The following is a 14,374-nucleotide window of genomic DNA, read 5'->3' on the forward strand; positions in this document are numbered from 1 at the left end:
AGTATGAAATATAACAATTATATCCTTTTAGGAATTGCTTTTACCGCGCTGCCTGTTTCGATACTGGCTCAGACGCAACCCAAAGATACGACTGTAAACCGCACCGTAGTGGTAGAGCAGCAATATAACCCGGACATAATGGATGCTTCCAAAGTAAATGTCCTCCCTAAAGTAGAAGAGCCTACTGTCAGTAAAAAAGAGGTGGAATATGCTACATTCACTACGCCCGCTACTTCAATTCCGATAGGGACAATAGGAGCTTACACCGGCAAGGAAATACAACCGGGCTTCATTCCGGGATACGTCCGTCTGGGATACGGTAATTATGGCAATCTGGATATATTGGCCAATTACCTGTTCCGGCTCTCGGATCAGGACAAACTGAACGTAAACTTCAAGATGGACGGAATGGACGGAAAGTTAGATATGCCTTTCGGTGATACCCGAAAATGGAATGCCTTCTATTACCGCACAAGGGCAAACGTAGATTATGTTCACCAATTTGCCAAACTGGATTTGAACGTAGCCGGTAATTTCGGCCTGAGCAACTTCAATTACGAACCCTACGGATTCAAGAAGCAGAAGTTTACTTCCGGTGATGTGCACTTCGGAGTGAAATCGACTGACGAGACCCTACCGCTGCAATACCGGGCGGAGACCAACCTGATGTTATACGGACGCCAACAATGTCAGCTCTTCGGAGGAGTAAACGAAACGCTGATACGCACCTTGGCAACCGTAAGCGGTTCAATCAGCGACGAGCAGACAGTAGCTATCGGATTTGCCATGAACAATCTGATCTACGGGAACGAACTGAAAGAAAATAAAGACCGGATAAAGAATATTTTCAAGAGCCGTACAACGCTTGATCTGAATCCCTACTACGAATTGAATGATGACAGTTGGAGAGTACATGTCGGAGCCAACGTAGACCTCTCTTTCGGAAATGGAAAAGCAGTACGTGTCTCTCCGGACGTAAAAGCTCAATATGTGTTCTCCGACAGTTACGTACTATACGCCAAAGCAACCGGAGGCAGACAGTTGAATGATTTCCGCCGATTGGAGACTTACAATCCATACCTCGATCCGGGACAGGAAGTCAGAGACACTTATGAGCAACTGAATGCCGGATTAGGATTCAAAGCCAGTCCGACACCGGGCCTCTGGTTCGATATATTCGGCGGATACCAGAATCTGAAAGATGATTTGTACCAGTCGGCAGACCAATGGATTGGTGGAAGCGGAGCAAATTATATCGCTTTGGGACAAACCAATACGGATAACTTTTACGCAGGCATCAAAGCCAGCTACGAATACAAGGACCTATTCGCCCTATCGGCAGGAGGAACCTATTATCACTGGGATACGGACAACAAAGGAACCGATTCGGGAGCTTCCAGCTACGATGAAGCATTGTTGATGAAACCGGAGTTTGATTTTGGTATTCATGCAGAAGTTCATCCGATACCCGCACTCTGGCTAAACGCAGGCTACCAATATACCCGCAGAGCCGAACGATACAGCGTAGCTTACGGGAAAAGTATTCCTGCCGTCAGCAATCTGAGCTTGGGAGCTACATATAAAATTTTCAAGGGAATCTCGGCATATGTAAAGGCTGACAATTTGCTGAATAAGAAATATCAGTACTACTTGTATTATCCGGTTGAGGGAATCAATTTTGTAGGAGGACTTAGCTTCCAGTTTTAAAAGATTCTTATAAAAAAGGTCTTTTTTTGCAAAAATATCAGATTCTCTCTATATTATAAGGTAAAGAAAACGTTTTTTTCTACTTTTGCGGGCAATTTATATGTTTTAATATCACAGATATGCAGAAAAACCTTGTCATTGTCGAATCTCCAGCAAAAGCAAAAACGATTGAAAAGTTTCTTGGGAAAGATTTTAAAGTTCTCTCAAGTTACGGACATATTCGCGACCTGAAGAAAAAAGAATTTTCTATTGATATAGAAAAGAATTTCAAACCCAAATATGAAATACCGGAAGAGAAACAAGAGCTGGTCGATAAACTGAAAGAGGAAGCAAGCAAAGCGGAAACCGTATGGCTCGCATCCGATGAGGACCGTGAGGGAGAAGCTATTTCATGGCACCTTTACGAGGTACTGAAACTAAAACCTGAAAATACGAAGCGTATCGTTTTTCACGAAATCACCAAAACAGCCATACTGAAGGCTATCGAACAGCCGCGCGACATTGACATAAACCTGGTGAATGCTCAGCAGGCCCGCCGCATCTTAGACCGCATCGTAGGTTTCGAACTTTCACCTGTGCTGTGGAAGAAAGTGAAACCGGCGCTCTCTGCAGGCCGGGTACAATCGGTAGCAGTACGACTGATTGTAGAACGCGAACGCGAGATACAGGCTTTCAAAAGTGAAGCCTCATACCGTGTCACTGCGGTTTTCCTGGTACCAGATACCGATGGTAAACTGGTAGAGATGAAAGCGGAGCTGGCTCGTCGCCTGAAGACGAAAAAGGAAGCCCAAAAGTTCCTCGAGTCATGCAAAGCTGCCACATTCTCCATTGAAGATATCGTAACCCGCCCGGTAAAGAAAAGTCCGGCGGCTCCCTTCACGACTTCTACCCTGCAACAGGAAGCAGCCCGCAAACTCGGGTTCACTGTAGCACAGACCATGATGGTTGCCCAGAAACTTTATGAATCGGGATTGATCACTTATATGCGTACCGACTCGGTCAACCTGTCGGAATACGCCACAGAAGGTAGCAAGGCTGCCATCGCACAGATGATGGGTGAACAGTATGTGCATCCCCGCCACTTTGCTACAAAAACCAAGGGTGCCCAGGAAGCGCACGAAGCCATTCGTCCGACTTATATGGAAAACCAGACTGTCGAAGGATCGGCGCAGGAAAGAAAGCTATACGACCTGATCTGGAAGCGTACCATAGCCTCACAAATGGCAGACGCCGAATTGGAGAAAACAACGGCAACCATTGGTATCAGTAGCGGAAGCGACAAATTCACCGCTACCGGAGAAGTTATTAAATTCGATGGTTTTCTGCGCGTATACAAAGAGTCGTATGACGATGATAACGAACAGGAAGACGAGAGCCACCTGCTGCCTCCTCTGAAAAAAGGACAGATACTGGAACATCAGGGCATTGTAGCTACCGAACGCTTCACACAACGCCCGTCGCGTTACACTGAAGCCAGCCTGGTGCGCAAACTGGAAGAATTGGGAATCGGACGTCCGTCAACTTACGCACCGACTATCTCCACCATCCAACAACGCGAATATGTAGAGAAGGGCGATAAAACCGGAGAAGAACGTTCATTCGACATACTGACTCTGAAGGATGATCAAATTACAGATGTCAAACACACGGAAGTTGTCGGGGCGGAGAAATCGAAACTGTTGCCGACCGACATCGGTACTGTAGTAAATGACTTTCTTACCGAATATTTCCCCAACATCCTGGATTATAACTTCACAGCTAACGTAGAAAAGCAATTCGACGAAATAGCCGAAGGTGATAAAAAATGGACAAGCATCATGAAGGACTTCTACAAGGAGTTCCATCCGTCAGTGGAAACGACACTGGCTACTAAAACCGAACATAAGGTAGGCGAACGTATCTTGGGAGAAGAACCTAAAACCGGAAAAACCGTATCGGTAAAAATCGGACGCTTCGGTCCCGTTGTACAGATCGGCACAGCCGACGATACGGACAAACCCCGCTTCGCACAGATGAAGAAAGGGCAGTCCATGGAGACCATCACACTGGAAGAAGCACTGGATTTATTCAAATTGCCGCGCAAAGTAGGAGAATTTGAAGAAAAAACCGTAACCATCGGTACAGGACGTTTCGGACCTTATGTATACCATGACTCTAAATATGTGTCTTTGCCCAAAACCTACGATCCGCTGGAAGTTACACTGGACGAAGCTATCGAACTGATTCTGGCCAAGCGCGAAGCAGAAGCGAAAAAGCACATCAAAAGATTCGATGAAGATCCGGAAATGGAAATCCTTAACGGCAGGTATGGCCCATACATTACCTATAAAGGAAGTAACTATAAAATCCCGAAAGATGTAGTACCGACCGACCTGAATTACAAGACTTGTCTGGAAATCATTAAACTGCAAAGCGAAAAGGCAGAAAGCGCTCCAAAACGCGGACGCTATGCCAAGAAGAAATAGCCATACTCAAGGCTCCCCGATTAAAAAGCACGGATGATACAGAATCTGCCAACTTTCCCGAGAAGTGTGCAGCATCTGTATCATTTGTGTTTTTTTTATTTTCCCAACTATTATTCAGCAAGTTATCACTTTTATTGCATATCTTTGCCGGACAAACAAAACAAACAATCTATGAAGAAAGTCATTTTAGCAGTTGCCTCTATTGCATTGTGGGCTTCCTGCATCGAAGACGAGAAAGATTATTCTCAGATTATTGAAACACGTGTGGCAAACTGCGAAACCTCTCAGGATTTCGACGTGCCTATCAAAGAAGGGTATACGACCTTTGTGACTTACGGAGAAGACACCATAGCCGTAGCCAATGAACCCATCACCATCCGTATACCTAAAAATACGGCAGTTTCGACCCGTGCGGGAGATGGTATCAACATTAGTTATGATGTTCTAAAAGAAGGTGCCGAGACCACTTACGCCAAGACCTGGCAGGCAGTCATGTTTGAAGATACGCAAAACGGTGATTATGATTACAATGACTTAATCATTCACGTACAAAACACTGCAAGCAATCACGCTTACCAACACCCTGACGAAACCTGGCAAAGCATAAAAATCCAACCGATTGCTTTAGGAAGTATTAAAACGATAAAATTGGGATGCATCTTGTCCGATGGTTCCGAACATATTATCAGTAATGACGTAAGGACTGATTTGTTTTCAGGAAAACAGGGATTCATCAATACGGTTGACGACAATACTCCCATACGTTATAGGCTCTCCTCAACCAATATACAAAACTATGCTTTCGCCAAAACAGAACAAAAAGCAGCATGGGTAGCCTGGTTTATCGAAGTAGACGGAAAACGGATGTACGCTGCCAGTTCAGATATCGATTACAAAGTATACGATATGGTAAATAAGGAGAATATGCCTTACGGCCTTGCCGTAGCGAGTGGTAACGGTACGTTCAGTTATCCGCAGGAAAAGAACAGTCTTTTTGAGACTTACCCCGGTTTTAGCGACTGGATAAACGGAAAAGCAAGTTCCATCGGCAGCTTCCAAAAGGAACTCGTTTACAAATATTGTTCCGGTGGCATCATAAGTGAAGATGGCAAGTCACATAAAATCTGGGACTATCAGGATCTGCAATAATTTCTCCGGAACTTATGAGGCAAATACGACTACGGGATTCCTTTAGCAGTTGTTCTGACTAAAGAAATCCCGTAGTTTCTATTTTTATTCAAAGAATATCTTACATTCTGTCCGGTACTTCAATGCCCAGCAATCCCATTCCCAAACGGACAACCTTGGCAATATTGGCAGACAGAGCGACACGGAACAGTTTCACGTCTTCATTCTCTTCACGCAGGATACTGAAGTCATGATAGAACTGATTGTATTCTTTCACCAAATCGTAAACGTAGTTGGCGATACCTGACGGGCTATAGTCTTCACCGGCCTGACGCACTACTGCGGCAAAGTCGGCAACCATCTGAATCAATCCCTCCTCTTTCTCACTCAGCTCGATATTGGCCGGAAGCACTTGCGGAATCACAATGCCTGCTTCGGCTGCTTTACGCAGAACGGACTGGATACGTGCATAAGTATACTGGATAAAAGGACCTGTATTACCGTTAAAGTCAATAGATTCCTTCGGGTTGAAGGTCATGTTCTTACGGGCATCCACTTTAAGGATAAAGTATTTCAGTGCTCCCAGTCCGACGATACGTGCAATGTCGTCTGCCTCTTCCTGTGTCAGCCCGTCCAACTTGCCCAATTCCTGAGAAGTTTCCTTGGCTGTCGCAATCATTTCCGCCATCAGGTCGTCAGCATCTACCACCGTACCCTCACGCGACTTCATCTTGCCTTCAGGCAGTTCCACCATACCATAAGAGAAATGTACCAGGCTCTTGCCCCACTCAAATCCGAGCTTATCAAGCAAGATGGACAATACCTGGAAGTGATAGTTCTGTTCGTTTCCTACCACATAGATCATCTTATTAATAGGATAGTCGGCAAAACGCAATTTGGCCGTACCAATGTCCTGAGTCATGTATACCGAGGTTCCGTCTCCACGAAGCAGCAGTTTATGATCCAATCCTTCCGCCGTCAGGTCAGCCCAGACCGAGCCATCTTCTTTCTTAAAGAAGAAACCCTTTTCAAGACCTTCCATCACTTTCTCTTTGCCTTCCAGGTATGTATTGGATTCATAATAGATTTTATCGAAGCCCACTCCCATCTTACGGTAGGTTTCATCAAAGCCTTCGTATACCCAGTTATTCATCATCTGCCAGAGTGCACGCACTTCTGGATCACCCGCCTCCCATTTCACCAACATCTCACGCGCTTCATTCATCAGCGGAGAGGCTGCCTCGGCTTCTTCCTTGGTCATACCTTTCTCCATCAACTCCGCTACCTCAGCTTTATAGTGCTTGTCGAAAGCGACGTAATAATCGCCTACCAGATGGTCGCCTTTTTTACCCGACGACTCGGGTGTTTCACCATTGCCATACTTCTGCCATGCCAGCATCGACTTGCAGATATGGATACCACGGTCGTTGACGATATTGGTTTTGACTACCTTATTTCCGTTCGCCATGACGATATTGGCCAGTGCATTACCCAACAGGTTATTGCGCACATGGCCCAGATGAAGAGGTTTATTGGTATTGGGTGACGAATATTCAATCATTACCAGCGGAGCATTTTCATCCGCTGAGACAATGCCGTATTGTGCATCGGCATGAATCTCATTCAACAGCTCGATCCAGGTAGCCGACGCGATGGTCAGGTTCAGGAAGCCCTTGATCACATTGAAAGCTGCTACAGCCGGTTCATTGGCTTTCAGATACTCACCGATTTCCTGTGCGGTTTGCTCCGGGCCCTTCTTCGACATTCTCAGGAAAGGGAATACCACAAGGGTGAGGTGTCCTTCAAACTCTTTCTTTGTCTTTTGCAACTGCACTTGCGCGGCAGGCACATCCTGTCCGTAAAGCGCTTTGAGTCCGCTGATTACGGACGCCACAAGTTTATCTTCTATCTTCATATCCAAGTTATTATTCTGCGCGCAAAGATACAAAAAAAGGAGACGCATCAGCGTCTCCTCTCTTAATTTCTTTTCAACTATAAATGCTTATTTTATAGCATCTGCCAGCTCAGCACCTGGCTTGAATTTAGCAACTTTCTTTGCGGGAATAATAATCGCTTTCTTTGTAGAAGGATTGATACCTGATCTTTCGGCTCTTTCAGCTACAGAAAATGTACCGAAACCAACCAAAGAGATTTTGTCACCAGCTGACAAAGCTTTTGTAACCGAAGAAAAGAAAGCTTCAAGTGCTTTCTTAGAATCCACTTTACTTAAACCGGATTCTGCTGCCATTGCATTAATAAGTTCAGCCTTATTCATAATACGTAAATGATTAATTAATATATGTTACACAAAAGATATCCTTAAAATCCTCACAAATATAGAGTAACAAAACAACATATCAAATAAAAACATCAAAAAAACACATCAAATTGTTGAAAAAGAACTAATAGTAGATTATTTTTCTGCTGTAGAACAGAATTTATTCGTATTTTTGCGTCTATTATCATGTGTAAAGGAGCTAATGCACACATTATCACATTAATTACATTAACAAATTAGAAGAATGCCAACTGTAACAAAAAACCTGATAATTATCAATGTTCTCCTATTCCTCGGTCAACTTGTAGCGCAAAGCTACGGGATTAACTTATCCGATTATCTGGGTCTCCACTTTTTCCTCGCCGACAACTTCAATCCGGCACAGCTATTCACTTATATGTTTATGCACGGAGGATTCAGCCACATCTTTTTCAATATGTTCGCAGTATGGATGTTCGGCCGGATTCTTGAACAAGTATGGGGACCGAAACGTTTTTTATTCTATTATATCCTCTGCGGCGTGGGCGCAGGCCTACTTCAGGAGGTGGTGCAATACATACAGTACGTGACCGAACTGTCGCAATATACCAGTGTAAACATCGGTACGGGTATTATCCCCATGAGTGAATACCTGAACATGATGACCACAGTGGGAGCTTCGGGATCCGTATATGCCATCTTGCTGGCTTTCGGAATGTTGTTCCCCAACCAGCAGTTGTTCATCTTCCCGCTGCCCTTCCCCATCAAGGCAAAGTTCTTCGTCATCGGATATGCCCTGATAGAGTTGTACGCAGGCTTTGCCAACAATCCGGGTGATAACGTGGCACACTTTGCACACCTCGGAGGAATGATATTCGGATTTATCCTGATCATGTACTGGAGAAAAAAGAACAGAAACAATGGGACATATTATAACTGACCTGAAAGAAGCGTTTCGCAGAGGAAACGTCTATATCCAACTGATATTCATCAACGTCGGTGTATTCGTTGTTACGACGCTGATCGGTATCCTGTTGCAGTTGTTCAACCGGAGCGCGGCAGGGATCTTTGAATTATTAGCTTTGCCGGCATCCTTCACACGGTTTGTATGGCAACCATGGTCCATCTTTACCTATATGTTTATGCATGCAGGATTCCTGCACATCCTGTTCAACATGCTCTGGCTTTATTGGTTCGGTTCGCTATTCCTGTATTTCTTCTCGGGCAAACACCTGAGAGGCCTTTATATTGTAGGCGGAATCTGTGGCGGGCTGCTGTATATGATCTCTTATAATGTCTTTCCGTATTTTCGCCCAATGACCGCCTACTCCACCATGGTAGGCGCATCGGCTTCGGTGCTGGCCATCGTAGTGGCAACCGCCTATCGGGAGCCCAATTATCCTGTACGCCTTCTCTTTTTCGGCAATGTGCGTCTGAAGTATCTGGCCCTGATCGTTGTGCTGACCGATTTGTTTTTTATCACCTCAAGCAATGCAGGCGGGCACATCGCCCACCTGGGCGGGGCACTGGCAGGACTCTGGTTTGCGGCCAGCCTGAACAAAGGGAAAGACATCACTTCATGGGTTAACAAAGCGCTCGACGCAATCGCCGCCCTGTTCAGCGCCAAAACCTGGAAACGGAAACCCAAAATGAAGGTGCATTACGGAAACAATACCCGTCAGAACGATTACGACTACAATGCCCGTAAAAAGGCACAGTCGGACGAGATAGACCGCATTCTCGACAAACTGAAGAAATCGGGTTACGAGAGCCTGACTACGGAAGAAAAAAAGAGCTTGTTCGACGCAAGCAAAAGATAACGCATGAAGCATATAGGCAGATTAGCCCTATTCCTGTTCCTGGCCGTCAACGCATTCTTCATCGGAATGTTGCTGCTGACAGCTTACAGTCCGTACATCAACCCTGAAGTACACCCGGTGCAGTCGTGTCTGGGACTGACATTCCCCATCTTTCTCGTCATCAATTTCTGCTTTCTGGTCTTTTGGCTTATCGTGCGCTACCGTCTCGCGTTGGTACCTCTTTTAGGATTCCTGCTTTGTTATCCGCAGATCAGGACGTATATGCCCTTCAACATGGGGCCGTCCGGACAGCCGGAGAACAGCATTAAACTCCTTTCGTACAACATCATGTCCTTTGGCAACATGAAGAAAGAGAATGGACAGAACCCTATTCTGAACTATATAAAGAACAGCAAAGCCGACATTGTCTGCATGCAGGAGTATGCGGGTTCCGAAACAGCCAAGATACACCTCAACAATAAGGAGATCAGGCAAGCCTTAAAAGACTACCCGTATCGTCACATCAAACAGGTGGGAAAGACGGGAGCCGGCAGCCAGATAGCCTGTTACTCCAAATTCCCCATTCTTTCCGCCCGTATGCTCGACTATCAGAGCAACTACAACGGCAGCATGGTTTACGATATAAAAATAGGAAAAGACACCGTCTTGCTGATAAACAATCATCTTGAATCGAACAAGCTTACCCGCGAAGATAAAGTAGTATACGAAGACATGCTGAAAGACCCGAAAGCAGGAAAAGTGAAAAGCGGTATCCGGCAACTCGTCAATAAACTGGCTGAAGCTTCGGCTATCCGCTCGGCACAGGCACGCGCCATTGCTCAGGAAATAGCCCGTTCGCCCTACCCCTCGGTCATCGTTTGCGGCGACTTTAACGACTCTCCCATATCGTATGCCCACCGGGTTATTTCGCAAGATCTGGATGACGCATTCACCGAATCGGGACGAGGACTGGGTATCTCGTACAACCAGAATAAATTCTACTTCCGGATCGACAATATCCTGATCAGCAAGAATCTGAAAGCATCGGGATGTACGGTAGACAATTCGATCAAAGACTCAGACCATTACCCCATCTGGTGCTACATCACGCTCCCCGATTAATCGTAGGAAACAGTTCGTTCCTACAGCATCCACACAGCCCCGTACGCGTCAGTACTGCCTTTGGGACACAACAAGCGGAATGTGCGCTTTTGTTTCCCGCCAATCCGATTCAGTAACAAAAAGACAGTAAAAAGCGCTATTCGCTAACCATACCCGGTGAAAAAAGTCTCAAACCAGGAGCCGGACAGAAGAAAAAACGGTGAATTGGAACCGGAAAGCCGGGGTTTACATCGACATGAGCCGGGGTTTAGGGCAAAAAGACCCTTTCTTTTCGGGAAAAGAAGTAAGCATTTACCCCAAAAGAAGTAAGCATTTTCGGAAAATGCTTACTTCTTTTCCCCCATATCTCTATATGTTATTCAAATTACATCTATTGTCCCGAAAAATAACACTTATCCGGACCTTATAATCTTCTAACAGCCTTCTCTCAACAGTCCTTATCGGAACATCAAAAAGACAGATTATCCTCCCCGGAAGACGTATCGGGAACATTTACGTCCACACAGCTTTCTTTCTGAAAGAAAATGAAAGATAAAACCGAAAATGCGATAAACTCCGGAACGAAATAGAGCCGTTTTTGCGGGGGAACCTGTGCCAAGAGCCGAAAAAATGAAATCTGAGAGCCTTCATTTGACATATTGCCAAAATGACAAACGATACTTCCGCCAATATCCGCCAAAGCGTCTCAAAAATCCCCTTCACATTCAAATATTTGCCTCCTAATTACTTCTGAATGTGAAAAAAAAACTATATTTGCAGCCTTGTATGCGACAGAAATCAATTAAAATGTAATCATAATAAATTAAAAGTAAAATGCAAAACAAAGGATTTGTAAAGGTTTTTGCGGTATTACTCACGCTGGTATGCGTGTTCTACCTCTCTTTCTCCTTCGTGACTCGCCATTATACCAATAAGGCAAAAGAGTTTGCGAAAGGCGATGTGAAAGTGGAGCAGGACTACCTCGACTCTCTCTCCAACGAGAAAGTATGGTTGGGTAACTATACGCTGAAACAGTGTCGTGAAATGGAAATCAGTTTAGGTCTGGACCTTAAGGGAGGTATGAACGTTATCCTCGAAGTGTCTGTACCCGATGTTATCAAAGCATTGGCTGACAACAAGCCCGACGAAGCTTTCAACAAAGCACTGGCCGAAGCTGCCAAACAAGCTACTACCAGCCAGGACGACGTGATCACGCTTTTTATTAAAGAGTATCACAAGACTGCCCCGGGTGCCAAGCTTTCTGAACTCTTCGCAACACAACAGCTCAAAGACAAAGTAAACCAGAAATCATCTGACGCCGAAGTTGAGAAGGTGTTGAGAGAAGAAGTAAAAGCTGCCGTAACCAACTCCTACAACGTGCTTCGTACACGTATCGACCGCTTTGGTGTGGTTCAGCCCAACATCCAGAGCCTCGAGGACAAAATGGGACGTATCATGGTGGAACTTCCGGGTATCAAAGAACCCGAACGTGTAAGAAAGTTGCTCCAGGGATCGGCTAACCTTGAATTCTGGGAAACATACAACGCCAAAGAAGTAGCTCCTTACTTGCAGGCTGCCGACTCTAAACTCCGCGCAGTCCTGGCACACGAAACTACTGCCAACGATACTGTTGCCGCAGTAGATTCGACAGCCTTGGCTGCAACAGAAGCTACTCCCGATAAAGCAGTCAGCGCCGCCGACAGCCTTGCTGCCGCACTGAAAGGTGGAGAAAAGAAACAGCAGGCTTCTTCTGCCGATCTGGAACAATTGAAAAAAGAACATCCGCTACTGGCCATCCTGAGTGTAAACCCCAACGGAGGTCCCGTAGTAGGTTACGCCAACTACAAAGATACAGCTACTGTCAATTCATACCTCGCTATGAAGGAAATAGCTGCCGAACTGCCGAAAGATCTCCGTTTAAAATGGGGTGTTTCTCCGTTCGAATACGATCCGAAAGGACAGACTTTCGAATTGTATGCTATCAAATCGACCGAACGTAATGGCAAAGCACCGCTGGAAGGTGACGTTGTAACCGATGCCAAAGACGACTACGACCAATATGGCAAACCGTCTGTAAGCATGTCGATGAACTCTGACGGTGCACGCCGTTGGGCATTGTTGACCAAACAGAACATCAATAAGTCCATCGCCATCGTATTGGATAACTATGTATATTCCGCACCGAACGTAAGTAACGAAATCACAGGCGGTAACTCACAGATCACCGGCCACTTTACTCCGGAACAGGCAAAGGACTTGGCTAACGTATTGAAGTCCGGTAAGATGCCGGCTCCTGCACACATCGTTCAGGAAGACATCGTTGGTCCGTCATTAGGTCAGGAATCCATTAACGCAGGTATCTTCTCATTCGTTGTCGCTCTGATCCTGTTGATGATCTATATGTGCTCTATGTACGGATTCATCCCGGGTATGATTGCCAACGGCGCTTTGGTGCTGAACTTCTTCTTCACGCTGGGTATCCTTTCATCTTTCCAGGCCGCACTGACTATGTCAGGTATTGCCGGTATGGTGCTGTCACTCGGTATGGCGGTGGATGCGAACGTGTTGATCTACGAACGTACCAAAGAAGAGCTTCGTAGCGGTAAGGGCGTGAAGAAAGCATTGGCGGACGGTTATTCAAATGCCTTCTCTGCTATCTTCGACTCCAACCTGACTTCTATCATCACCGGTATCATCCTGTTCTACTTCGGTACAGGTCCGATCCGTGGTTTCGCCACAACCCTGATCATCGGTATCCTCTGTTCATTCTTCACAGCCGTGTTCATGACCCGTCTGGTTTACGAACACTTCATGAACAAAGACAAACTGCTGAATCTGACATTTACTTCACCTATCTCAAAGAAGATGCTGGTAAATACCCACTTCGACTTTATGGGTGGCAACAAGAAATGGTTGACTATCACAGGCGTGATCCTGCTGATCTGCATCGGTTCATTGGTAACCCGCGGTTTGAGCCAGAGTATCGACTTCACCGGTGGACGTAACTTCAAGGTTCAGTTCGAAAATCCGATTGAACCGGAACAGGTACGTGAGCTGATTTCTAACAAATTCGGCGATGCCAACGTAAGTGTCATCTCTATCGGTACCGACAAGAAGACTGTACGTATCAGTACCAACTACCGCATTCAGGACGAAGGTAACAACGTGGACTCGGAAATCGAATCTTACCTGTACGAAGCATTGAAACCCATGCTGACTCAGAACATCACCCTGGCTACATTCATCGACCGTGACAACCACACAGGCGGCAGTATTATCAGTTCACAGAAAGTAGGTCCGAGTATCGCCGACGATATCAAGACTTCAGCTATCTGGTCGGTTGTATTCGCCCTGATCGCCATTGGTCTGTACATCCTGATCCGCTTCCGTAACATCGCTTATAGTGCGGGTTCCGTTGTAGCTCTGACCAGTGATACACTGATGATCTTAGGTGCATACTCCCTGTGCTGGGGCTGGATGCCGTTCTCTCTGGAAATTGACCAGACCTTCATCGGTGCCATCTTGACCGCTATCGGTTACTCAATCAACGATAAAGTGGTAATCTTCGACCGTGTTCGTGAGTTCTTCGGTCTGTATCCGAAACGCAATGTGAAACAGTTGTTCGACGACTCTCTGAACACAACTCTGGCACGTACCATCAATACCTCATTGAGTACGTTGATCGTATTGCTGTGTATCTTCATCCTGGGTGGTGATTCTATCCGCAGCTTTGCCTTCGCAATGATTCTGGGTGTTGTTATCGGTACACTGTCATCACTGTTCGTAGCTTCTCCGATTGCTTATATGATGCTGAAAAACAAAAAAGGTTCGGCACCGGCAACTACTACAGAAGAATAAAGCCTGATATATTATAAGGTAATAAAAAAGCCTCCTTCGCGATTATGCGAAGGAGGCTT

Annotated in this window: 9 protein-coding genes; 7 read left to right on the top strand and 2 right to left on the bottom strand. The window is 45.7% G+C overall.

Going from position 1 to position 14,374, the window contains the following annotated elements; translation table 11 throughout:
* Window positions 1-3 precede the first annotated feature (3 nt).
* The 3 genes from R3O62_RS04045 to R3O62_RS04055 all read left to right on the top strand — a co-directional run bounded on the left by R3O62_RS04045 (window position 4) and on the right by R3O62_RS04055 (window position 5,321).
* A complete protein-coding gene (locus R3O62_RS04045) occupies window positions 4-1,707 on the top strand; it encodes a TonB-dependent receptor (RefSeq protein WP_005811719.1) in 1,704 nt (567 codons plus the stop codon).
* Between the two features lie 119 nt (window positions 1,708-1,826).
* Window positions 1,827-4,172 (top strand): type I DNA topoisomerase, encoded by a 2,346-nt coding sequence (gene topA / locus R3O62_RS04050; RefSeq protein ID WP_317472890.1) that lies wholly within the window; start codon window positions 1,827-1,829, stop codon window positions 4,170-4,172.
* 171 nt (window positions 4,173-4,343) lie between these two features.
* Window positions 4,344-5,321: a DUF4842 domain-containing protein gene (locus R3O62_RS04055; protein ID WP_032530943.1), complete on the top strand. Its 978-nt coding sequence runs from the start codon at window positions 4,344-4,346 to the stop codon at window positions 5,319-5,321.
* Window positions 5,322-5,421: 100 nt separating this feature from the next.
* Here the strand turns inward: R3O62_RS04055 and argS are convergent, their stop codons facing one another.
* The gene (argS, locus tag R3O62_RS04060; RefSeq protein ID WP_032538267.1) at window positions 5,422-7,215 is read right to left on the bottom strand and encodes an arginine--tRNA ligase; all 1,794 of its coding nucleotides are present in this window, start codon (window positions 7,213-7,215) and stop codon (window positions 5,422-5,424) included.
* Window positions 7,216-7,302: 87 nt separating this feature from the next.
* The gene (locus R3O62_RS04065) at window positions 7,303-7,575 is read right to left on the bottom strand and encodes an HU family DNA-binding protein (protein WP_005781816.1); all 273 of its coding nucleotides are present in this window, start codon (window positions 7,573-7,575) and stop codon (window positions 7,303-7,305) included.
* Window positions 7,576-7,822: 247 nt separating this feature from the next.
* On the opposite strand from R3O62_RS04065, the gene R3O62_RS04070 reads away from it, so the two are divergent.
* From R3O62_RS04070 to secDF, 4 genes are all read left to right on the top strand, one after another.
* Window positions 7,823-8,497 (top strand): rhomboid family intramembrane serine protease, encoded by a 675-nt coding sequence (locus R3O62_RS04070; protein WP_005781814.1) that lies wholly within the window; start codon window positions 7,823-7,825, stop codon window positions 8,495-8,497.
* Complete coding sequence (locus R3O62_RS04075; RefSeq protein WP_005781812.1) at window positions 8,478-9,377, top strand: rhomboid family protein; 900 nt, start codon at window positions 8,478-8,480, stop codon at window positions 9,375-9,377. Before R3O62_RS04070 ends, R3O62_RS04075 begins: the two co-directional genes overlap by 20 nt.
* Before the next feature lie 3 nt (window positions 9,378-9,380).
* On the top strand, window positions 9,381-10,478 hold the full coding sequence (locus tag R3O62_RS04080; protein ID WP_005781809.1) for an endonuclease/exonuclease/phosphatase family protein: 1,098 nt from the start codon (window positions 9,381-9,383) through the stop codon (window positions 10,476-10,478).
* A gap of 813 nt (window positions 10,479-11,291) precedes the next feature.
* A complete protein-coding gene (gene secDF / locus R3O62_RS04085) occupies window positions 11,292-14,315 on the top strand; it encodes a protein translocase subunit SecDF (RefSeq protein WP_269096424.1) in 3,024 nt (1,007 codons plus the stop codon).
* The last annotated feature ends 59 nt before the right edge of the window (window positions 14,316-14,374 follow it).

It is taken from the genome of Bacteroides hominis, assembly GCF_033042785.2.
Classification (GTDB): Bacteria; Bacteroidota; Bacteroidia; order Bacteroidales; family Bacteroidaceae; genus Bacteroides; species Bacteroides hominis.